25 protein-coding genes are annotated in these 24697 nt (G+C 67.0%); 14 read left to right on the top strand and 11 right to left on the bottom strand.

The annotated features are described in order from the left end of the window. Positions 1 to 18 precede the first annotated feature (18 nt). Positions 19 to 375 (top strand): flagellar hook-basal body complex protein FliE, encoded by a 357-nt coding sequence (fliE, locus tag CAL26_RS11840; protein WP_086064653.1) that lies wholly within the window; start codon positions 19 to 21, stop codon positions 373 to 375. Between the two features lie 79 nt (positions 376 to 454). Then, positions 455 to 1618: a putative bifunctional diguanylate cyclase/phosphodiesterase gene (locus CAL26_RS11845; RefSeq protein WP_094847133.1), complete on the top strand. Its 1164-nt coding sequence runs from the start codon at positions 455 to 457 to the stop codon at positions 1616 to 1618. A 136-nt stretch (positions 1619 to 1754) separates the two neighbouring features. Here the strand turns inward: CAL26_RS11845 and CAL26_RS11850 are convergent, their stop codons facing one another. The 7 genes from CAL26_RS11850 to CAL26_RS11880 form a co-directional block, all read right to left on the bottom strand. Beyond that, positions 1755 to 2579, bottom strand: coding sequence for a flagellar brake protein (locus CAL26_RS11850; RefSeq protein WP_094849825.1), 825 nt, complete (start codon positions 2577 to 2579; stop codon positions 1755 to 1757). A 20-nt stretch (positions 2580 to 2599) separates the two neighbouring features. Further along, positions 2600 to 2926 (bottom strand): EscU/YscU/HrcU family type III secretion system export apparatus switch protein, encoded by a 327-nt coding sequence (locus CAL26_RS11855; RefSeq protein WP_094847134.1) that lies wholly within the window; start codon positions 2924 to 2926, stop codon positions 2600 to 2602. Positions 2927 to 2960: 34 nt separating this feature from the next. Next, a complete protein-coding gene (fliK, locus tag CAL26_RS11860) occupies positions 2961 to 4409 on the bottom strand; it encodes a flagellar hook-length control protein FliK (protein ID WP_094847135.1) in 1449 nt (482 codons plus the stop codon). A gap of 10 nt (positions 4410 to 4419) precedes the next feature. Beyond that, positions 4420 to 4767: a flagellar protein FliT gene (locus CAL26_RS11865; RefSeq protein WP_232464787.1), complete on the bottom strand. Its 348-nt coding sequence runs from the start codon at positions 4765 to 4767 to the stop codon at positions 4420 to 4422. A 47-nt stretch (positions 4768 to 4814) separates the two neighbouring features. Beyond that, entirely contained in the window at positions 4815 to 5243 is a 429-nt protein-coding gene (gene fliS, locus CAL26_RS11870) for a flagellar export chaperone FliS (RefSeq protein ID WP_094847136.1), read from the bottom strand. 5 nt (positions 5244 to 5248) lie between these two features. Further along, entirely contained in the window at positions 5249 to 6658 is a 1410-nt protein-coding gene (gene fliD / locus CAL26_RS11875; RefSeq protein WP_094847137.1) for a flagellar filament capping protein FliD, read from the bottom strand. A gap of 119 nt (positions 6659 to 6777) precedes the next feature. After that, entirely contained in the window at positions 6778 to 7164 is a 387-nt protein-coding gene (locus tag CAL26_RS11880; protein WP_094847138.1) for a flagellar protein FlaG, read from the bottom strand. 134 nt (positions 7165 to 7298) lie between these two features. On the opposite strand from CAL26_RS11880, the gene folC reads away from it, so the two are divergent. The 4 genes from folC (at position 7299) to purF (ending at position 11717) form a co-directional block, all read left to right on the top strand. Then, positions 7299 to 8609 (top strand): bifunctional tetrahydrofolate synthase/dihydrofolate synthase, encoded by a 1311-nt coding sequence (gene folC, locus CAL26_RS11885; RefSeq protein ID WP_094847139.1) that lies wholly within the window; start codon positions 7299 to 7301, stop codon positions 8607 to 8609. 48 nt (positions 8610 to 8657) lie between these two features. Then, entirely contained in the window at positions 8658 to 9635 is a 978-nt protein-coding gene (locus CAL26_RS11890; RefSeq protein ID WP_143277421.1) for an SPOR domain-containing protein, read from the top strand. Continuing rightward, positions 9632 to 10120: a CvpA family protein gene (locus CAL26_RS11895; RefSeq protein ID WP_094847140.1), complete on the top strand. Its 489-nt coding sequence runs from the start codon at positions 9632 to 9634 to the stop codon at positions 10118 to 10120. Before CAL26_RS11890 ends, CAL26_RS11895 begins: the two co-directional genes overlap by 4 nt. Before the next feature lie 76 nt (positions 10121 to 10196). Then, on the top strand, positions 10197 to 11717 hold the full coding sequence (gene purF / locus CAL26_RS11900; protein ID WP_094847141.1) for an amidophosphoribosyltransferase: 1521 nt from the start codon (positions 10197 to 10199) through the stop codon (positions 11715 to 11717). A 107-nt stretch (positions 11718 to 11824) separates the two neighbouring features. Here purF and CAL26_RS11905 read toward each other — a convergent pair whose 3' ends face one another. From CAL26_RS11905 to map, 4 genes are all read right to left on the bottom strand, one after another. After that, the gene (locus CAL26_RS11905; RefSeq protein WP_094847142.1) at positions 11825 to 12298 is read right to left on the bottom strand and encodes a disulfide bond formation protein B; all 474 of its coding nucleotides are present in this window, start codon (positions 12296 to 12298) and stop codon (positions 11825 to 11827) included. A gap of 43 nt (positions 12299 to 12341) precedes the next feature. Continuing rightward, on the bottom strand, positions 12342 to 13058 hold the full coding sequence (locus CAL26_RS11910) for a MarC family protein (RefSeq protein ID WP_094849826.1): 717 nt from the start codon (positions 13056 to 13058) through the stop codon (positions 12342 to 12344). Between the two features lie 251 nt (positions 13059 to 13309). Then, complete coding sequence (locus CAL26_RS11915) at positions 13310 to 15952, bottom strand: [protein-PII] uridylyltransferase (protein ID WP_094847143.1); 2643 nt, start codon at positions 15950 to 15952, stop codon at positions 13310 to 13312. 50 nt (positions 15953 to 16002) lie between these two features. After that, a complete protein-coding gene (gene map, locus CAL26_RS11920; protein WP_094847144.1) occupies positions 16003 to 16824 on the bottom strand; it encodes a type I methionyl aminopeptidase in 822 nt (273 codons plus the stop codon). Between the two features lie 236 nt (positions 16825 to 17060). On the opposite strand from map, the gene rpsB reads away from it, so the two are divergent. From rpsB to rseP, 8 genes are all read left to right on the top strand, one after another. Continuing rightward, positions 17061 to 17810: a 30S ribosomal protein S2 gene (gene rpsB, locus CAL26_RS11925; RefSeq protein ID WP_094847145.1), complete on the top strand. Its 750-nt coding sequence runs from the start codon at positions 17061 to 17063 to the stop codon at positions 17808 to 17810. A gap of 112 nt (positions 17811 to 17922) precedes the next feature. Continuing rightward, a complete protein-coding gene (gene tsf / locus CAL26_RS11930; RefSeq protein ID WP_094847146.1) occupies positions 17923 to 18801 on the top strand; it encodes a translation elongation factor Ts in 879 nt (292 codons plus the stop codon). Between the two features lie 117 nt (positions 18802 to 18918). Next, entirely contained in the window at positions 18919 to 19635 is a 717-nt protein-coding gene (pyrH, locus tag CAL26_RS11935; RefSeq protein WP_094847147.1) for a UMP kinase, read from the top strand. A 14-nt stretch (positions 19636 to 19649) separates the two neighbouring features. Next, on the top strand, positions 19650 to 20210 hold the full coding sequence (gene frr, locus CAL26_RS11940; RefSeq protein WP_094847148.1) for a ribosome recycling factor: 561 nt from the start codon (positions 19650 to 19652) through the stop codon (positions 20208 to 20210). Positions 20211 to 20239: 29 nt separating this feature from the next. Further along, positions 20240 to 21004, top strand: a complete 765-nt coding sequence (uppS, locus tag CAL26_RS11945; RefSeq protein WP_094847149.1) for a polyprenyl diphosphate synthase — start codon at positions 20240 to 20242, stop codon at positions 21002 to 21004. A gap of 160 nt (positions 21005 to 21164) precedes the next feature. Beyond that, positions 21165 to 22028 carry a phosphatidate cytidylyltransferase gene (locus tag CAL26_RS11950; protein WP_094847150.1) on the top strand — a complete coding sequence of 288 codons (864 nt, stop codon included), beginning with the start codon at positions 21165 to 21167 and terminating at the stop codon, positions 22026 to 22028. Beyond that, positions 22025 to 23272, top strand: coding sequence for a 1-deoxy-D-xylulose-5-phosphate reductoisomerase (locus CAL26_RS11955; protein WP_094847151.1), 1248 nt, complete (start codon positions 22025 to 22027; stop codon positions 23270 to 23272). The genes CAL26_RS11950 and CAL26_RS11955 overlap by 4 nt, the downstream gene beginning before the upstream one ends. A 39-nt stretch (positions 23273 to 23311) precedes the next feature. After that, positions 23312 to 24646 (top strand): RIP metalloprotease RseP, encoded by a 1335-nt coding sequence (gene rseP, locus CAL26_RS11960; RefSeq protein ID WP_094847152.1) that lies wholly within the window; start codon positions 23312 to 23314, stop codon positions 24644 to 24646. Positions 24647 to 24697 lie beyond the last annotated feature (51 nt).

Genomic DNA, 24697 nt, shown 5'->3' on the forward strand with positions numbered 1-24697 from the left:
AATAAGGATAGATTTGCCATGGCAATAGCCGGACTGGCCGGAATTGAGAACATGCTGGAGCGGATGCGCCAGGTCGTGCGGGTCGCCGAAGGCGGCGCCCTGGACGGCACCAACGGGATGCAGGCCGCCTCGAATGGCGCGTCGGCGATCGGCGGCGGTTTCGCGGCGGAGCTTCAGCGCTCGCTGCAACGGGTGTCCGGCGCCCAGAACGCGGCTGTTACGCAGGCCAAGGCTTTCGAACTTGGGGCACCCAACGTTTCCTTGAACGACGTCATCGTCGATATGCAAAAGGCCAACGTCGGATTCCAGACGGCGGTGCAGGTGCGCAACCGCCTGGTTTCGGCCTACAAGGAAATCTCGTCCCTGACGGTGTGAGACTTGCCTGTTTTGTGCAAGAATCCTGCCCGTGCGGCACGCTTCGGACTATTTCCGTTATCGCCGTTGACGGTGTGCGATGCTTGACACTCTTACATTGCTTGTCGTAGCCGTAATCCAGTTCGAAATCATCGGCGTCGTGCTGCTGACAACGTGGTTCATTTCCCGGCGCGCCCGCGGCGCGCTCGGAGGTGGCGGCGCCATGGCGCTGGTCGCGGCGATGTGCCTGTTGCCGATCTGGTATCTGTGGGATACCGGCATCGCGCACATCGTCGGATTCCACTGGATACTGCTCACGCTTATCGTGGTGGTGCCCTCGGGCCTGCTGCTATTCCTGGCTTTGCATCTGGTGCGTTCGGAAGCCATCCTGCGCGCGGTGCGCATTACCCGCAGCGGCCAGAGCGTGCTGGGGCTGTCGCAGGTCGCCGATTCCGAAGCGCTGGAAGAAGACCTGCGCCAGGCCATGCAGGAAGTCGGGCAACTCTACGTCCACTATCAGCCTATCTATAGCGCGGGCACGCGCACGCTGGTGGGCTTCGAAGCATTGTTGCGCTGGAACCACCCGCATCGCGGGCTGGTCGCGCCCATGCAGTTCATCCCGCTGGCGGAACAGACCGAGCTGATCGTGCCGCTGGGCGCCTGGGTGCTGGAAACCGCCTGCGCCGAAGCCGCCACCTGGCCGGAACCCTGGTATCTATCGGTCAACCTGTCGCCGGTCCAGCTGGAAAAGATCCAATTGGTACGCGACGTGCGGGCGGTCCTGGACCGCACCGGGCTGAAGGCGGAACGCCTGGAGCTGGAGATCACCGAAGGCGTGCTGGTCGCGGCGGAAGGCGGGGAAATCTCGCGCCTGGCCGAACTGCGCCGCGCCGGCGTGCGCATCGCCATCGACGATTTCGGCACGGGTTATTCCAGCCTGGGGTATCTGCGGCAATTGCCGTTCGACACGATCAAGATCGACCGGTCCTTCGTGCGCAACCTGGAAACCGATTCCAGCGCGCAGGCGATCGTCGGCACCATCGTCGAACTGTCGCGCCGCCTGAACCGCGAGATCGTCGCCGAAGGCGTTGAAACGGAAGGCCAGTACGCCATCCTGAACGCGCTGCAATGCCATCGGGTGCAGGGCTGGCTATTGGGCAAACCCATGCCGCCCGAGGAAATCGCCGCGCATTACTTCCCGTCGGCGACGGAAGAAGGCGAAGCGCGCGAAGTGCCCTGGATCGACCAGGCCGGCACCGCCTGAGCCTGGGCCGGCCGCGCCTCGCCGGCCGCACCTGGCCGGCCGCACCTCGCCGGCCGCACCTCGCCGGCCGCACCTGGCCGGCCGCACCTGGCCGGCCGCACCTGGCCGGCCGCACCTGGCCGGCCGCATATTTCTTTCAGCTGGTGGTGGCGCGCGCCTTTTCCAGGCGCCAGACGACCTGCTGCAGCCATGCTTCCTGACGCCCGCTCAGGGCGGCGAATTCCGCGCCGATGTGCGTCAGCGGATCCTGCAGCGTCAGGCTCGGCCGGATGGTGACCGGCTCGGCCGCCCCCGGCTGCGCCTCGTCCGTCGCCTGCGGCATCGGCTGGCCGGACAGCGGGATCACCGTGCGCACCTGCAGATCGGTGGTCATGTTGCCGAAGTCCCCGAAGTCCAGGTAGACGTCCCGCATGATGGCGCCCTCGGCCGGCATCTCGCTGGCCGGGCGCTCGACGCGCAGGCCTATGCCTTCGACCGAGATATCGCGGATGGTGAACAGCACCGGCTTGGATGCCAGGTCCGGCCGCCATTGCCCCGCGCAACGCACCGCCGTGCCGATGATCGACGCGCGGAACAGCTTGCGCCGCTGGATGCGCGACACGCGTTCCGGCAGCGGCGACACGAAGGCCGCGCTGCCGTCGTCGAAGCGCACCAGGTCGGGCCGCGGCACGCGGAAATGGATCTGCACGCCGCCGTAGCCGTTGCCATGGAATTGCAGCACCGTGCCCACCCGCAGGCCGCGGCTGTCGTTGGTGGCGAAGTCGGACCCCGCGAAATCGCGCGGCCGCCAGAAGAAATGGTCGGTCTGCTTATCGATGCCCAGGACCAGGATCGCGGTCTCGCGATCGGCGGCATCGCGCACCAGTGTCGTGCAATCCTGGTGCGTCAGTTCGAAGATGGCGGAGCGTATTTCCTCCGGCCGCGTCAGCAGAAAGTCCGATTCGGGCTCTTTCAACGGCATGGCGAATTCCAGCGTGGATATCAATCGTTACGGTCAGGGGGCAGGCCGGGTAGCGCCTTGTCGGGGCGCGCTTCCAGGCGATAAAGCCATGCCAATAGTTCGGCGACCGCCAGGTACAGCTGCGGCGGTATGTGCGCATCCAGGTCGACCTGCATCAGCAGTCCGACCAGTTCGGGCGACTGGTGCACGTACATGCCGTTTTCGCGGGCGGTGCGGATGATGGTGTCGGCCAGCGTGCCATAGCCCTTGGCCACGACACGCGGCGCGGCTTCGCCGTCCTGGTAGGACAGCGCGACCGCGGCGGCGCGGCCCGGCTCGTCGTGGCCGGCGGAGGGTGGCAGCGTCATGAACCCTCCCGGGCGCCAGGGCGGCTAGAAACGTTCATGGCGCCGGCTCCGGCGCCGGTGCATGGGCGCTGATGGACAGCTGCGTCAATTGCAGTCCCGCGCCTTCCATGCGCTTGCGCAGGTCGGCGCCGCCCGCGGTGATTTCGCGCTCGCCTTCGGGCGCGACGATCTGCAGGGACAGTTTCTGCCCGGACAGGGAGATATTCGCTTCGACCGTACCCAGGCGCGGCATGGTCAGCACCAAGCGGGTGGCCCAGCCGGCCGGTTCGTCGACGTCGCCCATATAGGCCGACGCGTCCTGCTGTTCGCGGCGGATTTCCCACCACATGCCGGTGCCGGGCCAGGCCGTGCCTTCCCATGCCAGGGTCTGGTTGGCCAGGACTTCCAGTTGCTGGCGCACCAGCAGGGTAGCGTCCGGATGGATGCCGGGCGGCGCCGCCGGCGCATGGGCGGGCGCGGAGCCCGACCAGGTCGGCGCGGAACCGGAGGTCGGTGTCCCGTCGGCCTGCGGCATCGTCGGCGCGGCGCTGGTCGGCAGGTTGAACCGGGGGTTGTCGGCCAGGATCGATTGCTTGGGGACGGGCGTCTGTATCGTTTCCGCCTGGCTGGCATCCAGGCCGGCCTGGGGCTCGGCGCGCAGTTGGTCGAGCCCGCGCTTGCCGTAGGCGGCATCGCTCAGATGCGACTCGTAGAACAGGCCGCTGGTCTCGATCGCCTGTTTCAGCGCCTGGGCCAGGGGGCCCGCCTGCGGAGCCCCGGGATGCAGGGCGGCGGCGCGCGCCGCGTCCGCGCCCTGGGTACCCGTGGCGGCGTTGCCGGCGCCGGGGCGCGCGCCATTGGCGAGTTGCGTCAGGTCGTCCGCCGCATCCGGCGTAGCCACGGCCGCCGCGGCCTTGCCGGCGCCGCCGGCGGCCGCGTCGCGGGCCGATCCCGCGGACGCCTGCGCGCCCGGGTTCTGGCTGTCCATGTCCTGTTGCGCGCCGTCGCCGCGTTCCTGCACCGGGCGGGGTTCACCCGCCACCGCGCCCATGCCGCCGGGGCGCGCGCCCGTGCCTTGCGGGGCGCCGTCGTGGCCCGTGTCGGTCGAACCGTCGCCCGACCAGAGCGGCGCCTTGCCGGCCAGGGCAGGGGCTGTCTCGGGGTACTGGGCGAGCAGGGTCAGGATGACGCGGGCGGTCTGTCCCAGCGTGGTGGGCGCCGATGGCGTGGTGCCGGTGCTGACGAAGCGGCTGCGCAGCGCGGCGGCCAGTTCGGCCTGTTCCGCGGCCTCGCGCAGGGCGGCGCGCTCGCGTCCCGTCAGGTTGCCCAGCTGGTCGTTGCCGCGTCCCTGCGGATCCGGCCTGACGCCGTCGGCGCCGCCGGGCGGAATGACCGCATCGCGTAGCGCGGTATTCGTGCTGCCTTGCTGTGCGAGCTGCGTTCCCAGCACGGCGTCCAGCCGCTGCACCAGCAGCGAACTGAGCGCTGTCGGGCCGATGCTCATGGGTGGGCGCTCATGCTACGGGTGCCTTGAACCCATAAGCGTTCAGCGCCGCCTGTTGCCGCTTCATGCGGCCGAGCAGCTCGCTCATGCGGGCCAGTTCGGGGATGGCCAGATCGCGTGTGTTCGCGTCGTTTTCCAGGATCTGCACCAGCATGTCATGCTTCTGGCGCCGCTCGGCGTCGTCCAGCGGTTCGGTCACGCCTATCGTGCGCAGCCGTTCGACGATCTCGCAATAGGTTTGCCCGAACTGCAGGACACTGGTCCAGTCCTGCGCGCGGGCGGAGTTCAACATCGCCGCGGTAACCGCGACGATCTCGCGATAAAGCTCGAGAATGATTTGCGAGGACGGAGACGACATAGAGAGTCTTGTGACAGCGTCGAATAGTGTTAATGGGCCCGGGACGATCAGCTCTTCGCCGCTTCGCCGGTGCGATCCACGGATGTCTGCCAGGCTTCCTGAAGCTGGGCCAGCAGCGTGTCGGCGGTTTCCAGCAGCTGGGCATCCCCCTTCAGGTTGGCGTTGATCAAGGTCCGCAGAACGTAGTCGTAAAGGTTGTTCAGGTTGGCCGCGATCTCGCCGCCGTTTTCCAGGTCGAGCGCCTGTTTCAGCCCTTCGTCCACCAGGCGGGTCGCCTTGCTGATCGCGATGGCTCGCGCGGAACCGTTGCCTTGTTCGATATGGATGCGCGCCTGCCCGATGGCGGCTCGCGCCGCCGTGTAGAGCAGCGTGATGAGCCTTTCGGCGCTCGCGCTCATGACTTGCGTTTCGAGTCCTACGTCCGCGTAGGAGCGCACGGAGTAGGCATTATCCGGACGGCGGTATGCGTAGGTCATTTGAATTATTTCTGGTTGGAGAGCGCGGCGAACTGCTGCGTCAGGTACGAGCTGGTGCTGTTCATCTGCGCGACGAAGGAATCCAGCTGCACGAACTGCGCGCGCAGGTTGGCGATATCGGCGTCGATGCGGTCGCTCACGCTGTCGTACTGGTCCTGCAGCGACTTCTTGGTTTCGGTCAGGCCGGCGGTGCGGTTGGACAGCAGGCCGTTCGTGCCCAGGATGCCCTTGATCGCGGTGCCGACGCTGGTGCCCAGGGCGGTCAGGATGTCGCCGACGTCCTTGGGATTGCTGGACAGGGAATCGTTCAGCGAGTGCAGGTTGTTGCTGTCGATCGTGTTCAGGTTCAGCACCAGCGTGCCATCGTCCGGCGACGTCGTGATGCCCAGGTCCTGGATCGTGCGCAGCGTGTCCGTACCGGACGCCAGCACGCGCATGGCGCTGGCCAGGCTGGACGAAATGGAACGGGTGGTGCTGTCCCCGGTCAGGGCCGAACCCTGGTCCGTCGTCGGATCGTACTTGGTCAGCGACGTCACCAGCGTCTGCAGCGTGTTGTACGCGCTGACGAAGCCCTGCACCGCCGACACCACGCCGGACGAGTCCGTGCTGACGTTCACCGTCACCGGGCCGTCGGTTACGTCGGTCAGCGAGATGGTGACGTTGTCGATGTTCTTGTCCAGCGTGTTGGAGCCGCTGACGATCTGCACGCCGTTGATGGTGGCCTTGGCATCCGCCGCCGCTTCCTGCTGCGTCATGCCGCCGGTGGGCGTCGCCGCGGCGTCGTAGCCGATGGCGCTCTGGATGTCGGTATTGGTCGACGTGATCTTGGTCACCGCCGCCTTGGTGCCGGTGTTCGTCGAGGTCAGCTGCAGATAGCTCTTGCCGTCGCCGTCGGTCAGGATGGCCGCGGTGACGCCGGCCTTTTCATCGGCGTTGATGGCCCGGGCGATACCGTTCAGCGAGGTGTCCTTGCTGACGTCGATGGTCTTGCTGGTGCCGTCGGCCAGGGTCACGGTGATGCTGCCGCCCGTGCCGATCTTGGCGGTGCGGTCGCCGATCGCGTCGGACTTCAACTGTTCCGCGGTGGCCAGCTGGTCCACCTGGACCTTGTACTTGGCCGGCGTGGCGCCCGGCTGGGTCTTCACTGTGAAGGCGGTGCTGCCGCCAACGACGGTCGCCGTCGTGACGTTGTAGGTCTTGGGATCGGCCAGCGTGCCCGCGGCCGTCTGCAGGGTCTCGATCGCCTGCTGCAGCGTGCCGTATGCGGAAAGCTGCGTGGTAACCAGGGTCTGCTGGTTCTGGATGGGCACCAGGGCCAGCTTTTCGTTGTCCTTGAGGCTGTCCAGGATGCCCTGCAGGTCCAGGTTCGAACCGGAGCCCAGGGAGGTGACTGGCGGTAGGGAAGAGGTTGCCATCGTGCTGTTTCCTTGATGCGCTTATTCTGTCAAACCGGCAGCCGGCCCGATAAGTCGGGCAAGCGGCATAAGGCCGGCTTGTTCGTGGCTTTCAGCGGTGGTCGGCGGTCGCCGGTGGGTCAGGCGCTGGTTTCGACGCCGCCGCCCTGCATTTTGGTGATCATCTTGGCGATGTTCAGGACCGTCTCGCTGGGGATGGTCTTCAACGTGTCCCCGGTTTTGGAGTCCTTGATGGAAATCACGACCCGATGGGTGTCGGGGTCGATGCTGAACTCCATCTGCGTGGACCAGGCGGTCATCTGCTCATTGATTTTCTGCAGGGCCCGCTCCAGGGAGGACTGTGGGTCGGACGAGTTTCCCGACGTGCCGCCGTCGCCGGCAGTGGCGGAGCCTTTCTGGGCATCCCCGGCGGGGGTCACCAGAACGGCCGCATCGGGCAACGGTGCAGGTTGAGCCTCGGCGGGCTGGACCGGAAGGGCCGCGGGGGCGATAGGGCTGACAGCCATAAGGACTCCACTTCTGCTGTGCGTCGGCGACGCGGGGTTTCTGGGTAGACAACCTCGTAACGGCAGAGGTAGGGAAAACTTAAACGGGCGGGGCGGCTGTTAAAATCGGGGTTGCTTCAGCTTCGCCTTCCGCCATGTCCCTCATCGCCCCGCCAGACGCCGGCGCCACGCTCACGCAGTGGCTGGCCTACCTGGAATCGCTCCACCCGAAAACCATCGATCTGGGCCTGGAGCGGGTCCGCCAGGTACAGCAGCGGCTGGGAATCGAGCTGGACTGCGTCAAGATCGTCGTGGGTGGCACCAATGGCAAGGGGTCGACCTGCGCCATGCTGGAAGCCATGCTGCTGGCCGCGGGCTTCAAGACCGGCCTGTACACCTCTCCGCACCTGATCGACTTCAACGAACGCGTCCGCGTGAATGGCGAACTGGCGTCCGACGCGGACCTGATCGTCCAGTTCCAGGCGGTCGAAGCCGCCCGCGGCGATATTTCGCTGACCTATTTCGAATTCACCACGCTGGCCGCGCTGCGGCTGTTCTCGCGGTCGCGGCTGGACGCGGTGGTGCTGGAAGTCGGCCTGGGCGGCCGACTGGACGCCGTCAACATCGTCGATGCCGATTGCGCCGTCGTCACCAGCGTCGACCTGGACCACATGGACTGGCTGGGCGACACCCGGGAAAAGATCGGCTACGAAAAAGCCCACATCTATCGTCCCGGCAAGCCGGCCATCTGCGCCGATCCCGTGCCGCCGCAAAGCCTGCTCGATCACGCCGCCGCCATCGGCGCCGATCTGTGGCTCTTCGGGCGGGACTACAACTATTCCGGCGACCGCCAGCAATGGGCCTACGGCGGCCGCGCCCAGCGCCGCGGCGCCTTGGCCTATCCGGCGCTGCGCGGCGCCAACCAGCTGTTGAACGCCGCCGCCGCCCTGGCGGTGCTGGAAGCCCTGCGCGACCGGCTGCCCGTGCCGCAACAGGCCGTCCGGCAGGGCTTGCTGCAGGCCACGCTGCCCGGCCGCTTCCAGATACTTCCAGGCCAGCCCACCGTCATTCTCGACGTCGGCCACAACCCGCACGCGGCCGCGGTCCTGGCGCAGAACCTGGACAACATGGGCTTCCATCCCTACACCTACGCGGTGTTCGGCATGCTCAACGACAAGGACGTCGCCGGCGTGGTGGCCAGGCTGGCGGGACGCATCGACCGCTGGTACTGCGCCGGCCTGCCCGGTCCGCGCGGCGGCACCGGCGAAGCCCTGGCGGAGCAGGTGCGCGCGGCGCTGCCGCCGCCCGCCGCGGGCGACGACGTACCGCTCATCTGTCCGCACGCCGATCCCGCGCAGGCCTATGCCGCCGCGCGCGCCCAGGCGGGTGAGAATGATAGAATCGTGGTGTTCGGATCGTTCTTCACGGTCGCCGCCGTGCTCCAGTACCTGGGGCGAAAAGCCTGAATTTTCCATCGCGCATCGGGCGCGCCGGCTGCAAGGAATTCGTGCTTCATGGGTTTGTTCAATCGCAAAGATTCCTCGTCGGACACGCCGGCGGGCCGTCCTCGTCCGTCGGTCTCCAGCGAAGCGCAGGCAGCCGAACTCCGTTCGCGCGCGCGGCGCCGCCTGGCTGGCGCGGTCGCCCTGGTGCTGGCGGCCGTCATCATCCTGCCCATGGTGCTGGATTCCGAACCGGCACGCGTCAGCGACGACATTCCTATCCGCATCCCCGACCGTAATTCGCCTTACCAGCCGGCGGTCTCCGATCCGCAGGCGCAGGCCGATGCCGGCGCGGGCAGCGGCGCCATGCCCGCCACCCCCGCCACGGCCGGCGTGGCCGCCCCCGGCGCCGCCGCCCCGCAGGGCCAGGGCGGACAGCCCGCCGCCGGCCAGGCGCCGTCGACCGGCGCCACGCCGCCCGCCGACGCCGGCAGGACTGGTACCCAATCCCGCGCCGACACGGCCCGGACCCCGGGCGATCCCGCGCATGCCGACACCGGCCGCGTCGAGACCAGCCGTGCCGATGCCGCGCGCACCGACGCCAGCCGGACGACCCCGCGCCCCGACACCCGTGCCGACGCCACGCGCCAGGAATCCAAGCCGGAAACCCGCACCGAATCCAAGCCGCCCGCCAAGCCCGAGCCCGCGCCCCGCACCGACGACGGCAGCAAGGCGCTGGCCCTGCTGGAAGGCCGCACAGGCAGTTCCACGCCGCCGAAGCCGGCCACCGATACCCGCGCCAACGCCGACACCAAGGGCAATTTCGTGCTGCAGATCGCCGCGTACACCACGCAGGCGGACGCTCAGGCCCGCCGCGACAAGCTGCATGCGGCCGGGGTGACCAATGCATTTGTCCAGGAAGCCAGTGTGGGCGGCAAACAGCAATACCGGCTGCGCGTGGGGCCGTTCCCTTCGCGCGAGGCGGCCCAGGCGGCCCAGGCGCGCTTGCGCACCTTGGGCTATGACAACGGTTTCATCGCCGCGCAGTGACCGGGTTCGATTTCGTCGTGCTGGCGATCATCGCCATATCGGGGCTGCTGGGCCTGGTGCGCGGCTTGCTCAAGGAAGTCCTGTCCCTGCTGGCGTACATCCTGGCGTTCGTGGCGGCGATCTGGTGGGGCCCGACGGTCTACGGATGGCTGGCCCAGTGGATAGAAACGACGGTGCTGCGCATGGGCGCGGCCTATGCGGCCGTATTCCTGGTCGTGCTGCTGGGGGTCGGCCTGGTCAACATGACCCTGTCCGCGCTGATCCGTACCACCGGCCTGTCGCCGGCCGACCATGGGCTGGGCGGCCTTTTCGGCCTGATCCGCGGCGCGCTGATCGTGCTGGTACTCGTCACGGTGGCCGGCTATACGCCGCTGCCGCAGGAAGCCTGGTGGCGCGACGCGATGTTCTCCCATACGGCCACAGAAGCCGTCAAACATACCAAAGTGTGGCTGCCGCCATCCCTGGCGTCCATGCTGCCTTATTGAATATGGCCTTATCGTGGCCATATTGAGCATATACGTATCGTTCGAAAGAACGCGGTAGGATCAACAGGAAATTGCCATGTGTGGAATCGTCGGCGTCGTGGGGCGCAATCCCGTCAACCAGCTGCTCTACGACAGCCTCCTGCTGTTGCAGCACCGCGGGCAGGATGCGGCCGGTATCGCCACGGCCCAGGGTAGCCAGTTCAATCTGTTCAAGGCGCACGGGCTCGTCCGCGACGTCTTCCGCACCCGCAACATGCGGGCGTTGCCCGGCAACAGCGGGGTCGGCCAGGTCCGCTATCCCACGGCGGGCTCCAGCGCCAGCGAAGAAGAAGCCCAGCCGTTCTACGTGAATGCCCCTTTCGGCATCATGATGACGCACAACGGCAACCTGACCAATTGGCGGGAACTGCGCGAGTCCCTGTTCCGCGTCGATCGCCGCCACATCAATACCAATTCCGATTCCGAAGTCCTGCTGAACGTGCTGGCCCACGAGCTGCAATCCGCGGCCAACGGCATTTCGCTGGATGACGACGCGATGTTCCGCGCGGTCACGGCGGTGCACCGGCGCGTGCGCGGCGCCTACGCGGTGGTGGCGCAGATCGCCGGCTACGGCCTGCTCGCGTTCCGCGATCCCAACGGTATCCGTCCGCTGTGCATCGGCCGGCAGGAAACCGAGCAGGGCGACGTCGAATGGATGGTGGCTTCCGAATCCGTGGCGCTGGAAGGCAGCGGCTTCAGCTTCGTGCGCGACGTGGCGCCCGGCGAAGCCGTGTTCATCGACCTGGACGGCAAGTTCTATAGCCGCCTGTGCGCCGAAAATGCCCAGCTGGTGCCGTGTATTTTCGAATACGTGTATTTCGCCCGCCCGGATTCGCTGATGGACGGCGTGTCCGTCTACGACGCCCGCCTGCGCATGGGCGAGTACCTGGCCGACAAGGTGGCGCGCAGCATGCGCCTGGGCGATATCGACGTCGTCATGCCGATTCCCGATTCTTCGCGTCCGGCCGCCATGCAGCTGGCCGCCCGCCTGAACCTGGACTACCGCGAAGGCCTGATCAAGAACCGCTATGTCGGCCGGACGTTCATCATGCCGGGGCAGGCGGTGCGCAAGAAGTCGGTGCGGCAGAAGCTCAACGCCATCGGCCGCGAATTCCAGGGCAAGAATGTGCTGCTGGTGGACGATTCCATCGTGCGCGGTACGACCAGCCGGGAAATCGTCGAAATGGCGCGCGCCGCCGGCGCCAACAAGGTGTTCTTCGCCTCCGCCGCGCCGCCCGTGCGTTTCCCCAATGTCTATGGCATCGATATGCCGACGCAGCGCGAACTCATCGCCACCGGCCGCAGCGACGAGGAAATCGCCCGCACCATCGGCGCCGATGCCCTGGTCTACCAGGATCTGGACAATATGCAGCAGGCGGTGCGCGACCTGAATCCCGCCATGTCGCGTTTCGAGGCGTCCTGCTTCGACGGCCAGTACATTACCGGCGACATCACGCCGGAATACCTGGAGCGCCTCGGCCAGAGCCGTGGCGAGGCCGACGAAGAGGCGCGCGGCGGCCTGTTGTTCAACATGGGCTACGCCGCCAACGACGCCTGATCTCCAGCCGCGTATATACAGAAAGAAACGGCGGACTGGGAATACCCGGTCCGCCGTTACGTTTCAGGGGGCCGGCCGGCTAGGCGCGGCCGGCTAGGCGCGGCCGGCTAGGCGCGGCGCAGCAGCGCCCGCAGGCTCAACAGCGCCAGGATGGCGAACAGCGCCAGGCTCCAGATCGCGTATTCGACGCCCAGCACCTTGACCATGGCGTCCATGCAGGTGGCATAAATCCCGAACACGGACGGCAGCGCCGCGTCGAGCCCGCTGCCGGCGATGAACTTGTCGGCAAAGGTCTGGGCGCACGACAGCAGCTTCGACGCCACGGTGTACTGGTAATACGCGGCCCATATGCCGCACAACGACAGGATCAGCCCCAGCAGCGCGCCCACGCGCCGCATCACCGGTCCCAGGAAGGCCAATACCAGGCAGACGATGCCGATGACGATATAGATCAGCCGCTGCAGGACGCACCACGCGCAGGGTTGCAGGCCGAAAGCGTATTGGGACACCAGCGCGATGCACACGGCGCCGAAAGCCAGGATGGCGATCAGTACCAGGGTGCGTTGCGAAGTCGACATCATGATGTTTCTTATCCTGTAGCGTCGGAAAGGGAGGTAGGCGGTATCAGTGCGCGGCGCCGGCCGCGCTGGCCTTGGCGGCTTCGACCATCACGCTCAACAAGAGTTCATGCACGCCGTCCCAGACGATCTGCACGCCCAGGCACAACAGCACGAAAGCCGACAGCCGCATGAATACCGCCGTGCCGTTGTCGCCCAGCCGGTACAGGAACTGGGCCGCGAAACGCAGGCAGACGTAAAGCGTCAGCGCGGTCACCAGGATGCCGGGCAGCGAGCCGACCAGCTTGACCAGGCTGACGATACGGTCCGGTTCGCGCAGGGAGGCGCCCACCGTGATCGCCGCGGCGATCGAGCCGGGCCCGCAGGAAATCGGGAAGGTGAGCGGATAGAAGGCGCGCGCCTTGGCCATTTCCGGCGTGAAGGACTCGGCGGCGCGGGCGGCGCTTTGGGCACCGGCATCGGGCGAGTTCACCAGGCGCCACGCGCTGGCGATGACCAGCAGCCCGCCGCCTACGCGGACGATTGCCAGGGAGAGTCCGAAGAAAGTCAAAAGCACGTTGCCGGCCACCATCGCGATGGTCAGCATCACGCCCACATTGATGGCCACCCGCTTGGCCAGCGCCGTGCGGGTCGCGTTGGAAGCGCCTTCAGTCAGCGTCCAGAAAATGGGGGCGACCGCTGGAGGATTCAGGAAAGGCAGCAGGGTGGCCAGCGCGAATAGGAAACTGCGACCGAATACGAGCAGATAGTCGTGCGCGAGCATGAGGAAAGGGGCCTGGCCGACGAGGAAAGGTGGATTGTAAGCGTCGGCCGTTCGTTCCGGCCACGTCAACGTGGATGTAAGGCGCTATCCGAAGCCGCAATCCCTCGTCGGATTTCATCCACGCCCCACGCGGCGACAAACAGATGCCCGCCCAACCCGGGACGCCGAGGATCCGGGCGGGCGGCCAGCCCTTCGCCGGTCCTCCAGCGTCGCCCCCCTGCGGGGAAGCGCGCAGCGCTTCGGGGGGACCCTCAAGCAGCCACGCGCTGCGTACCGTCGCCGGAAAGGGCGTCCAGGATCGCGCGTTCGAATTGCATCTGCGAGCGCGGCCGTTCCAGGGTCGAGCCTTCGATGATGAAGACGTCTTCCACGCGGTCGCCCAGCGTCATGACCTTGGCCATCTGCAGGTTCACGCCATGTCCGACGAACACCCGCGCCAGGGCATGCAGCAGGCCCGGCCGGTCCGTGGCCGTGACGGACAGCCGCCAGGATTTGCTGCGGTCGTCAGGCTGCAGCTCGGCTTGCGGCGGCACCGGGAATACGCGTGACATCCGCGATTGCCGCAGCCGGCCATAGGTCGCGCCGGCGCCCGCGGCGGCCGGAGAAGCCGCGCCGGCTTCCTTGAGCCGCGTGGCCAGTTCGTGCTCGACCAGCGACGCCTGCGCGCGCAGGTCGCTGGCGCCGTCCGGCAGCAGCACGATAAAGCTGTCAAGCGCCCAGCCATGGCGCGTGGTATGGATGCGCGCGTCCTGGATGCTCAGCGACTTGGCATCGAAATAGCCGCAGATCGCCGCGAACAGGTCGGGCGCGTCGCGGGTGTACACCATGACCTGCAGGCCTTCGCCCTGTTCGGTGGGCCGGGCCTTGACGACGGCCTGGTCCGGAGCCGGGCGGTGGTACAGATGGCGTGTATGCCAGGCGATGTCGGAAGCGTCGTGGCGCAGGAAATAGGCCACGTCCAGCTGTTTCCAGAACGCCTCGCGCGCGTCGTCGCGCAGGCCGGCCAGCCGCGTCAGCCGCGCCGCTTCCGCCTTGCGATGATTCAGCACCGTGTCGGCATCGTGATGCGCGCCACCCAGGGCGCCCAGCGTCAGGCGGTACAGGTCTTCCAGCAGCTTGCCTTTCCAGGCATTCCATACCTTGGGGCTCGTGCCGCGGATATCGGCGACCGTCAGCAGGTACAGGGCGGTCAGATGGCGTTCGTCCTTGACCGTGGCGGCGAACTCGCGCACGACGTCCGGATCGGACAGGTCGCGCTTCTGCGCCACGGTGGACATCAGCAGATGCTGCCGGACCAGGAATTCCACCAGCTCGGCGTCTTCCGGTGCCAGGCCGTGATCATGGGCGAACTTGCGCACCTCGCGCGCGCCCAGCTCGGAGTGGTCGCCGCCGCGTCCCTTGGCGATATCGTGGAAAAGCGCGGCGACGTAAAGCAGCCAGTGCCGGTCCAGCTCGGAAATCAACTGGCTGGCCAGCGGATATTCCTGCGCGTGTTCGGGCATGGTGAAGCGGCGCAGGTTGCGGATGACCGTCAGCGTGTGCTGGTCCACCGTATAGACGTGGAACAGGTCGTGCTGCATCTGGCCGACGATGCGGCGGAACACCGGCAGATAGCGCGGCAGGATGTTCAGCATCGTCATGCGGCGCAGCTCGTGCACGATGCCCGACGGCTGCTGCAGGATCTGCAGGAACAGCCGGCGATTGACCGGATTGCGCCGGAACTGTGCGTCGATGCGATGGCGCGAGTGCCAGATGGCCCGCATGGTGCGCGCCGACATGCCGTTCAGGTGCGAGTGCTGCTGCATGACCAGGAAGGCGCGCAACAGGAGCGTCGGATTGCGTTCGAACGCATCGTCGCGAATGATGTCCAGCCGGTCGTGCAGGCTGCGGAAATCGTCGTCGATATCGCGCGCGTCGCACGCCGGACGCGGAAACAGCCTTTCCTCGATATTCTGGACCAGGATGGAGTTCAGCTGCGTGACCAGGCGCGCGGCCCAATAATAGCGCTGCATCATCAATTCGCTGGCGCGCCGCGTGGCGGTCGCCTTGATGCCGTAGACCTCCGCCAGCGCCGGCTGCAGATCGAACAGCACGCGGTCTTCGCGTCGCTTGGACATCAGGTGCAGCTCGATGCGCAGGCGCTTGAAGGCCTGTTCGGCGCGCCGCAGGCCGCGCGCTTCGGACGCCGTGAGCAGGCCGGCCCTGGCGATCTCGCGCCAGGTCTCGCCGAAGCCCGCGGCCCGCGCCATCCACATGATGACCTGCAGGTCGCGCAAGCCGCCCGGGGATTCCTTGCAGTTCGGTTCGAGCGCGTACGGGGTGTCCTGGTAGCGCGCGTGGCGCTGCTGCATCTCGACCCGCTTGGCGCGGAAGAACCCCGCCGGATCCAGGCGCGCCCGCATCGCGGTGTCGAAGGTTTTCATCAGCGTGCGGTTGCCTGCCAGCCAGCGCGATTCCAGGAGCGCGGTTTCCACCGTGATGTCGGCATCCGCCTCGCGTTCGCAGTCGGCGATGGTGCGCACGCTGTGGCCCGGCTCCAGGCCCAGGTCCCACAGGGCGGCCACCAGCCGCTCGATGGCGGTTTCCTCGTCGGGCGAGGGCGGGTGCGGCAGCAGGATGAGCAGGTCGACGTCGGAATGCGGGTAGAGCTCGCCGCGGCCGTAGCCGCCGACGGCGGCCAGCACCGCGCCGGGCGGCAGCGGGCATTGCTTGATCAGGTCGCGCAGGGTCTGGTCGGTGATCCGGCGCAGTTCATGCAGCAGCGGATCGGGCCGCTCATGTTCCCGAAAGGCGGTGATGGCGGCTTCGCGCCGCGCGCGCATGCGGGCGCGCAGCGCGGGCAGGTCCGCGGCCACGTCGGGCGCCGCGAGCAGGGATTCGGCTTGCGTACTCATACAACGGTCCTTCCCGTGTGTCTGGGCGGCGATCGGCGCGGCGCGCGCGGCTAGGCGGCCGGTACCGCGACCGCTTCCGTCACGAAGGCGGGCGGCGCCGGCATGCCCGGCGATACCGTCAGCACTTCATAGCCCGTCTCGGTGACCAGGATCGTATGTTCCCACTGGGCCGACAGGCTGTGGTCGCGCGTGACCACGGTCCAGCCGTCGGACAGCTGGCGGATCTCGCGGCGACCCGCGTTGATCATCGGTTCGATGGTGAAGATCATGCCCGGCACCAGTTTCACGCCGGTGCCCGGCTTGCCGTAGTGCAGCACCTGGGGATCTTCATGGAAGCGGCGCCCCACGCCGTGGCCGCAGAATTCGCGCACGACCGAAAAACCGCTGCCTTCCGCATGCTTCTGGATGGCGTTGCCGATGTCGCCCAGGGTGGCGCCGGCGCGCACCTGGCGGATGCCCAGCCACATGCATTCGTAGGTGACGTCGGTCAGCCGGCGCGCCAGGATGGACGGTTCGCCGACGTAGAACATCCGGCTGGTGTCGCCGAACCAGCCGTCCTTGATGATGGTGACGTCGATATTCAAAACGTCCCCATTTTTCAGGACCTTGTCGCCGGGGATGCCGTGGCAGACCTGGTGGTTCACCGACGTGCAGATGGCGCCGGGGAAGGGCGGGTAGCCGGGGGGCGCGTAGCCGACGGTGGCCGACTTGACCTTCAATTCATTGGTCAGGTAGTCCAGCGCCAGGCGGTCCAGCTCGCCGGTCGTGACGCCGGGTTTCACGTAGGGCGTGAGGTAATCCAGCACGCGCGCGGCGTCCTGGCAGGCCAGGCGCATTTGGTCGAGATCGGCGGGGTCGGTGACTATGCCCATGTATCAGCTTGAGGATTGTCTTGGAAAAATAGTAGAATTATAGGCTTCCCTGGAAAAGCAGGGGAGTGTGCACTTCGATAGCACATCGAAAACGACATCGACGCGACATCGAAAACGCACTTCAATCGCGCGCCCAGCCAACGAGGGTGTCGACGGTACTGCCCGGCAACGAATACGAATGCCGCAGTGTCCGGACGATGCAGGCCTGGCGCAAGTCCAAACCCTTGGAGAATACTATGTCCCTCATGCGTGAAATGCTGGAAGCTGGCGTCCACTTCGGCCACCAGACCCGTTACTGGAATCCGAAGATGGCTCCCTTCATCTTCGGTCAGCGTAACAAGATCCACATCATCAACCTGGAACAGACGGTCGGCAAGTACGTCGAAGCCACCAAGTTCGTCAAGCAGCTGGCCGCGCGTGGCGGCAAGATCCTGTTCGTGGGCACCAAGCGTGCCGCGCGCGAACTGATCGCCGCCGAAGCCGCCCGCTGCGGCATGCCTTTCGTCGACGCCCGCTGGCTGGGCGGCATGCTGACCAACTTCAAGACGGTCAAGACCTCGATCAAGCGCCTGAAGGACATGGAAGCCGTGGTCGCCGAAGGCGGCGCGGAACGCATGATCAAGAAGGAAGGCCTGCTGTTCGAGCGCGAACTGGAAAAGCTGAACAAGTCCATGGGCGGCATCAAGGACATGAACGGCCTGCCGGACGCGCTGTTCGTGATCGACGTCGGTTACCACAAGATCGCCATCGCCGAAGCCCGCAAGCTGGGCATCCCGGTCGTGGCCGTGGTCGACACCAACCACTCGCCGGACGGCATCGACTACGTCATTCCGGGCAATGACGACTCCGCCAAGGCCATCGCGCTGTATGCCAAGGGCATCGCCGACGCCGTGCTGGAAGGCCGCGAGCAGAACCTGAACGGTCTGGTCGAAGAAGGCGGCGAAGGCCAGGAAGAGTTCGTCGAAGTGCAGGACGGCCAGGCCTGAGCAGGCGCCCGCGGGCGCACTGTGCCGGATGCGCTCCGCGGAGCGCATCCCCGAATCGAAACACAACATGCCCCGGCTTGCCGGGGCGTGCTTTAGAAAGAATGGAGCGAACATGGCTGAAATTACCGCCTCGATGGTCAAGGAACTGCGCGAAAAGACCGACGCGCCCATGATGGAATGCAAGAAGGCGCTGACCGAAGCCGAAGGCGATCTGGCCCGCGCGGAAGAAATCCTGCGCGTCAAGCTGGGCAACAAGGCCAGCAAGGCCGCCGCGCGCGTGACGGCCGAAGGCCTGATCGGCCTGTACATTTCGCCCGATGCCAAGCAGGGCGCGGTCATCGAAGTCAATTGCGAAACCGACTTCGTCGCCAAGAACAACGACTTCGTCGCCTACGTGAACACGCTGGCCGAACTGGTCGCCACCAAGAATCCCGCCGACGTGGCCGCGCTGTCCGACCTGCCGCTGGAAGGCGGCACGGTGGAAACGGTGCGCACCGCCCTGATCGGCAAGATCGGTGAAAACATCTCGATCCGCCGCTTCGAGCGCATGGAAACCGCCAACAAGCTGGCCAGCTATGTGCACGGCGGCAGGATCGGCGTGCTGGTCGACTTCAGCGGCGCCGACGGCGTCGGCAAGGACCTGGCCATGCACATCGCGGCCACCAAGCCCAAGGCGCTGAACGCCGACGGCGTCCCGGCCGCCGACATCGCCACCGAGCGTTCCGTGGCCGAGCAGAAGGCCGCCGAATCCGGCAAGCCGGCCGACATCGTCGCCAAGATGGTCGAAGGTTCGGTGCAGAAGTTCCTGAAGGAAGTCACGCTGCTGTCGCAGCCCTTCGTCAAGAACGACAAGCAGACCGTTGAACAGATGCTGAAGGCTGAAAACGCCGGCATCGCGCGTTTCGCGCTGTTCATCGTCGGCGAAGGCATCGAAAAGAAGACCACCGACTTCGCGGCGGAAGTCGCCGCCGCCGCTGCCGGCCGCGCCTGATAAGTTCCCGACACGACTTATCCGTCCGCATTGCAGTTCTTTTTATTACAGGCCGGCGCGTGACCGGCCTGTTTCTTGTCTTACACTTCCGTCGGATCGTTTTCAGGGATATCGCTCATGGCCAGCAGATCGTATAAGCGGGTTCTTCTCAAACTGTCCGGCGAAGCGCTGATGGGCGAGGACGCCTTCGGCATCAACCGCGCCACCATTGCCCGGATGACCGAGGAAATCGCCGAGATCGTCAATCTGGGCGTGGAGCTGGCCATCGTCATCGGCGGCGGGAACATCTTCCGCGGCGTGGCGCCCGGCGCGCAGGGCATGGACCGCGCGACCGCCGACTACATGGGCATGATGGCCACCATCATGAACGCCCTGGCCCTGCAGGATGCCCTGAAGCACCGCAGCGTCGACACCCGCGTGCAGTCGGCCCTGAACATCGAACAGGTGGTCGAGCCTTACATCCGCCCCAAGGCCTTGCGCTACCTGGAAGAAGGCAAGGTGGTGATTTTCGCCGCCGGTACCGGCAATCCCTTCTTCACCACCGACACCGCGGCGGCGCTGCGTGGCGCGGAAATCGGCGCCGAAATCGTGCTGAAGGCGACCAAGGTGGACGGCATCTACAGCGCCGACCCCAACAAGGACCCGACGGCCACGCGTTATTCCCGTATCAGCTTCGACGAGGCCATCGTGCGCCGCCTGGAAGTCATGGACGCCACGGCATTCGCCCTGTGCCGCGACCAGAAGCTGCCCATCAAGGTGTTCTCCATCAACAAGTCGGGCGCGCTGAAGCGCGCGGTCACCGGCGAAGATGAAGGCACACTGGTACACGTTTGAATCAAGGAGTCGCAATGAGCGTCGCAGACATCAAAAAATCGGCCGAGTCCCGGATGGCCAAATCCATCGAAACGCTCAAGGTCAATCTGTCCAAGATACGGACCGGCCGCGCGCACACCGGCATCCTGGACCACGTGCAGGTCGAGTACTACGGCTCGCCCGTGCCCATCAGCCAGGTGGCGAACGTCAACCTCGTCGATGCGCGCACGATCAGCGTGCAGCCCTATGAAAAGAGCATGGCGGGCCCGGTCGAAAAGGCCATCCGCGAATCCGATCTGGGGCTCAATCCGGTGTCCATGGGCGAAACCATACGCGTCCCCATGCCGGCGCTGACCGAAGAACGGCGCCGCGACCTGACCAAGGTCGTCAAGAACGAAGGCGAGGACGCCAAGATCGCCGTGCGCAACCTGCGCCGCGAAGGCAACGAAGCCTTGAAGAAGCTGGTCAAGGACAAGTCCATCTCGGAAGACGAAGAGCGCCGCGCGCAGGACGAAATCCAAAAGCTCACCGATCGCTGCGTGGGTGACATCGACAAGATGATCGCGCAGAAAGAAGCGGAGATCATGACCGTCTGACGCGGGCGCCGCGCGGTCTTTGCAACCTCATGACTATCAGTTCCACCCAGGCCGTCCCGCCGACGTCCGATATCCCGCAGCACGTTGCCATCATCATGGATGGCAACGGCCGCTGGGCCACGCGTCGGCATCTGCCCCGCACCGCCGGGCACGCCAAGGGCGTGCAGGCCGTGCGCCGGGTCGTGGAGGCCTGCGGCCGCCGTGGCGTCCGTTACCTGACCTTGTTCGCCTTCAGCTCCGAAAACTGGCGCCGTCCGGCCGAAGAGGTCTCGCTGCTGATGCGCCTGTTCGTGCAGGCGCTGGAGCGGGAAGTCGACAAGCTCGACGGGCAAGGCGTCAGGCTGCGCGTGGTGGGCGACCTTTCGCCCTTCGAGCCGCGCTTGCGTGAACTGATCGAACAGGCGCAGGCCCGTACCGCGCACAACGACCAGCTGCATCTTTCGGTGTGCGCGAACTACGGCGGCCGCTGGGACATCCTGCAGGCCATGCGCCGCATGCTGGCGGAAAACCCGGGGCTGGCGCAGGCGCCGGACGGCATCGACGAAGCCACGTTGAGCCGCTATCTGTCGATGGCCTGGGCGCCCGAGCCCGACCTGTTCATCCGCACCGGCGGCGAGCAGCGCATCTCGAACTACCTGATCTGGCAACTGGCGTACACCGAGCTGTTCTTCACGGACCGTTACTGGCCGGATTTCGGCGGCCCGGAGCTGGAAGAAGCCTTCGAATGGTATCGGACCCGCGAGCGGCGTTTCGGGCGCACCAGCGCCCAGGTCAATGCGGCCGGAAAACGCTAGCCTGGCCGGATCCGTTCCCCCGCCGCCACGCGGCCGCATGAAAAGGGGGCAGAATACGGTGTGCCCGCCATTGCGGCGGGCGGTCGCCCTGGTCCCGGAACAGGCCCCGAACACCTGACCAGGCACCTGCCCAAGCACCTGCCCAAGATTTGGAGACTCCATGCTGCGCCAGCGCATCGTCACAGCCGTCATCCTCCTCGCCGTTCTGGCCGCCACGATGGCGGCGCCCACCCCCTGGCCTTTCATGGTGCTGCTCGCCGTCGCGACCGCCTGCGCCGGCTGGGAATGGGCCCGCCTGACGCTGCCGGCGGGCGGCGGGGCCGGGGCGATCGCCGTGGGCGTACTGCTGGGCATCGCGGCGCTGTGCGTCACCTTCTGGTGGACCGGCGGCAGCCGCCACGATTTCGCCGCCGAAGCCTCCAGCGCGCTGCTGTTCAACTGGGTCGTGCCCCTGTCGGCCCTGTTGTGGATCTTCGCCGCCACCGTCGCCGTGGTGCGCGGACGCAGCGACGCGCCGCCGGCCAGCGTGCCGCTGACGCTGTTCGCCATCCTGGCGCTGCTGGCGGCCTGGGCCGTCCTGGCCCTGTTCTTCATGACGCACGGGGCGATCTTCCTGCTGTCCCTGCTGGCGCTGGTGTGGGCGGCCGATATCGCCGCCTATTTCGGCGGCCGGGCCCTGGGGCGCCGCAAGCTGGCGCCGCGCGTCAGCCCCGGCAAGACCATCGAAGGCGCCATCTGCGGCGTTGCGGCCGCCGTCATCTGGATCGGCGTCAGCAGCCTCTGGCCGGGTACGTTCGGCCATGCCCTGGTCCAGCGCTGGACGCTGTGGGGCGCGCTGCCCATCGCCGCGCTGTTGGGGGTGCTTTCCATCGTCGGCGACCTGTTCGAGTCGCTGCTCAAGCGGCGCGCCGGACGCAAGGATTCCAGTCATCTGCTGCCGGGGCACGGCGGCGTCTACGACCGCATCGATGCCATCCTGCCGGTGGCGCCGGTGGCCCTGCTACTCAGTGGAGTACTGTTTTGACAGCGTTTCAGCGTATCGCCGTGCTGGGGTCCACGGGATCGATCGGCGACAGCACCCTGGACGTCATCGCGCGCCATCCCGACAGGCTGGGCGTGCATGCGCTTTCCGCCCATAGCCGCATGGAAAAGCTGGCGGAACAGGCGCTCGCCAGCCTGGCCCGCGTGGTGGTCGTGCCCGACGAGGATGCCGCCACCCGTTTCCGCCAGGCCTGGGCGCAACTGCGGACCCAGGGCGCCACGCCGCCGGAGATCCGCGTCGGCGCGCAGGCGCTGGCCGACACCGCGGCCGACCCGGATTGCGACACCGTCATGGCGGCCATCGTCGGCGCCGCCGGCCTGCCGTCGGCGCTGGCGGCGGCGCGGGCCGGCAAGCGGGTCTTGCTGGCCAACAAGGAAGCGCTGGTCGCGGCCGGGTCGCTGTTCATGGCCGCCGTGCGCGACCACGGGGCCGAGCTGCTGCCCATCGACAGCGAGCACAACGCCATATTCCAATGCCTGCCGCATGGCGAGCGCGCCTCCGCGCCCACGCGGCCCGCCGCCGGCGTGCGGCGCCTGATCCTGACCGCGTCGGGCGGTCCGTTCCGCCAGCACGATCCGGACGAACTGCACGCCATCACGCCCGCACAGGCGTGCAAGCATCCGAACTGGAGCATGGGCCGCAAGATCTCCGTCGATTCGGCCACCATGGCGAACAAGGGGCTGGAAGTGATCGAGGCGCACTGGCTGTTCGCCATGCCCGCCGACCGCATCGAGGTGCTCATCCATCCGCAGAGCGTCGTCCATTCCATGGTCGAGTATGAAGACGGCTCGGTGCTGGCGCAACTGGGCCAGCCGGATATGCGTACGCCCATCGCCTACGGATTGGGTTTCCCCGACCGCCTGGCGAGCGGCGTCGGGCTGCTGGACCTGGCGCGCTGCGGCCGCCTGGATTTCGAAAAGCCCGATCTGCGCCGTTTCCCCTGCCTGGGCCTGGCCTTCGATGCGCTGGCGGCCGGGCAGGGCGCCTGTATCGCCTTGAATGCCGCCAACGAGATCGCCGTCGACGCTTTCCTGCGGGAAACGGTGCCCTACACCCGTATTCCCGCCGTGATCGCCCAAACCCTCGAGTGGCACGCCGGTCGGCCATCTGTTACGCTCAACAGCCTCGACGACGTCCTGGCGGAAGACGCCGCCGCGCGGGCACGGGCTGAACAGGTCCTGGCGCATTCCCGGGGCACCACCGCCACCCAGTCCGGGGCCCGTTGACGCCACGACGCGCCGCGCCCCTTCATTTGGTACGCCTCCATGCTCTTCACCTTGCTTGCCTTCGCCGTCGCGCTGGGTATCCTGATCACCTTCCACGAACTCGGCCACTACTGGGTGGCGCGGCTGTGCGGCGTGCGGGTACTGCGGTTTTCCGTGGGCTTCGGCAAGGTGCTGTTGCGGCGCATCGACCGCCACGGCACCGAATGGGCCGTGTCGGCCATCCCCCTGGGCGGCTACGTCAAGATGCAGGACGACCCGCCGCCCGGCGCCACGCCGGCGGAATCGGCCGAGTCGTTCAATCGGCAGCCGGTGGGCAAGCGCATCCTGATCGTCGCCGCCGGTCCCGTTTTCAACCTGATCCTGGCGGTTTTCCTCTATGCCGGCCTGAACCTGGCCGGGGTCGAAGAGCCGGCCGCCTTCATCGCCCAGCCCGCCGCCGGCACCTCGGCCGCCCAGGCCGGCTTGCAGGCCGGTGACCGTATCGTCTCGATCGATGGCGAGCCGATCACGTCATGGAACGATGCCCGCTGGCAGTTGATGGACCATATCTCCACCGGCGGGCGGGTGCAGGTGGGCGTGCGGACCGTGCAGGGCGCCGTCCACGAACGCGAGCTGACGCTGGGCGAAAACCGCCTCGATCCCTCCCAGGGCGACCCGCTGGCCGTGGCCGGCCTGCGCCTGCAGGAACCGCGTCCCGTGGTGCGTGGCCTGGTGGCCGGCTCGGCGGGCGAGCAGGCCGGGCTGCGCAGCGGCGACGTCGTGCTGGCCGTTGGTGGCCAGCCCGTGCAGGACGTCGGCTCGGTGATCCGCGTCGTCCAGCAGCACGTCGGCCAGCCGGTGCCCTTGGTGGTGCGGCGCGATGGCGCGGATGTCTCCCTGATGGTGACGCCCCGCGCGGAACGCCTGGAAAACGGCGAAACCGTCGGCCGCATCGGGGTGCAGCTGGGGGGCGACGTGCCCATGGTGACGGTGCGCTACGGCCCCATCGACAGCGTGTGGCAGGGGGCGACCCGCACCGCCGACACGGCCTGGTTCTCGCTGCGCATGATGGGTCGCATGGTCACCGGCGCGGTTTCCTGGCGCAATATCAGCGGTCCGGTGACCATCGCCGACTATGCCGGCCAGACGGCGCGGGTCGGTTTGGCCGCCTATATCGCCTATCTGGCGCTCATCAGCATCAGCCTGGGCGTCCTCAACCTGCTGCCCATCCCCATGCTGGACGGCGGCCATCTGCTGTACTACCTGCTGGAAATCGTCCGCGGCAGCCCGCCGCCTTCGCGCTGGCTGGACATCGGCCAGCGGGCCGGCCTGGGCCTGCTGGCGGGGCTGATGGGGCTGGCCCTGTTCAACGATTTCGCCCGGCTTTTCACCTAGGTGCCCGGGTCCGGCATGCCCGTATCGGCCCCTTCCGGCCCACGTCCGGCC

It is taken from the genome of Bordetella genomosp. 9 (genome assembly GCF_002261425.1).
GTDB lineage: Bacteria > Pseudomonadota > Gammaproteobacteria > Burkholderiales > Burkholderiaceae_B > Bordetella_C.

Excerpts from the sequence above, each read along its gene's own strand:
- fliD (WP_094847137.1), bottom strand. The coding sequence starts at position 6,658 with ATGGCAACCTCTTCCCTACCGCCAGTCACCTCCCTGGGCTCCGGTTCG.
- map (WP_094847144.1), bottom strand. The coding sequence starts at position 16,824 with ATGGGCATAGTCACCGACCCCGCCGATCTCGACCAAATGCGCCTGGCC.
- rpsB (WP_094847145.1), top strand. The coding sequence starts at position 17,061 with ATGTCCCTCATGCGTGAAATGCTGGAAGCTGGCGTCCACTTCGGCCAC.
- CAL26_RS11845 (WP_094847133.1), top strand. The coding sequence starts at position 455 with ATGCTTGACACTCTTACATTGCTTGTCGTAGCCGTAATCCAGTTCGAA.
- tsf (WP_094847146.1), top strand. The coding sequence starts at position 17,923 with ATGGCTGAAATTACCGCCTCGATGGTCAAGGAACTGCGCGAAAAGACC.
- fliK (WP_094847135.1), bottom strand. The coding sequence starts at position 4,409 with ATGAGCATCGGCCCGACAGCGCTCAGTTCGCTGCTGGTGCAGCGGCTG.
- rseP (WP_094847152.1), top strand. The coding sequence starts at position 23,312 with ATGCTCTTCACCTTGCTTGCCTTCGCCGTCGCGCTGGGTATCCTGATC.
- CAL26_RS11880 (WP_094847138.1), bottom strand. The coding sequence starts at position 7,164 with ATGGCTGTCAGCCCTATCGCCCCCGCGGCCCTTCCGGTCCAGCCCGCC.
- CAL26_RS11865 (WP_232464787.1), bottom strand. The coding sequence starts at position 4,767 with ATGTCGTCTCCGTCCTCGCAAATCATTCTCGAGCTTTATCGCGAGATC.
- pyrH (WP_094847147.1), top strand. The coding sequence starts at position 18,919 with ATGGCCAGCAGATCGTATAAGCGGGTTCTTCTCAAACTGTCCGGCGAA.
- CAL26_RS11850 (WP_094849825.1), bottom strand. The coding sequence starts at position 2,579 with ATGCCGTTGAAAGAGCCCGAATCGGACTTTCTGCTGACGCGGCCGGAG.
- purF (WP_094847141.1), top strand. The coding sequence starts at position 10,197 with ATGTGTGGAATCGTCGGCGTCGTGGGGCGCAATCCCGTCAACCAGCTG.
- folC (WP_094847139.1), top strand. The coding sequence starts at position 7,299 with ATGTCCCTCATCGCCCCGCCAGACGCCGGCGCCACGCTCACGCAGTGG.
- CAL26_RS11950 (WP_094847150.1), top strand. The coding sequence starts at position 21,165 with ATGCTGCGCCAGCGCATCGTCACAGCCGTCATCCTCCTCGCCGTTCTG.
- CAL26_RS11915 (WP_094847143.1), bottom strand. The coding sequence starts at position 15,952 with ATGAGTACGCAAGCCGAATCCCTGCTCGCGGCGCCCGACGTGGCCGCG.
- frr (WP_094847148.1), top strand. The coding sequence starts at position 19,650 with ATGAGCGTCGCAGACATCAAAAAATCGGCCGAGTCCCGGATGGCCAAA.
- CAL26_RS11855 (WP_094847134.1), bottom strand. The coding sequence starts at position 2,926 with ATGACGCTGCCACCCTCCGCCGGCCACGACGAGCCGGGCCGCGCCGCC.
- CAL26_RS11890 (WP_143277421.1), top strand. The coding sequence starts at position 8,658 with ATGGGTTTGTTCAATCGCAAAGATTCCTCGTCGGACACGCCGGCGGGC.
- CAL26_RS11905 (WP_094847142.1), bottom strand. The coding sequence starts at position 12,298 with ATGATGTCGACTTCGCAACGCACCCTGGTACTGATCGCCATCCTGGCT.
- CAL26_RS11910 (WP_094849826.1), bottom strand. The coding sequence starts at position 13,058 with ATGCTCGCGCACGACTATCTGCTCGTATTCGGTCGCAGTTTCCTATTC.
- fliS (WP_094847136.1), bottom strand. The coding sequence starts at position 5,243 with ATGACCTACGCATACCGCCGTCCGGATAATGCCTACTCCGTGCGCTCC.
- fliE (WP_086064653.1), top strand. The coding sequence starts at position 19 with ATGGCAATAGCCGGACTGGCCGGAATTGAGAACATGCTGGAGCGGATG.
- uppS (WP_094847149.1), top strand. The coding sequence starts at position 20,240 with ATGACTATCAGTTCCACCCAGGCCGTCCCGCCGACGTCCGATATCCCG.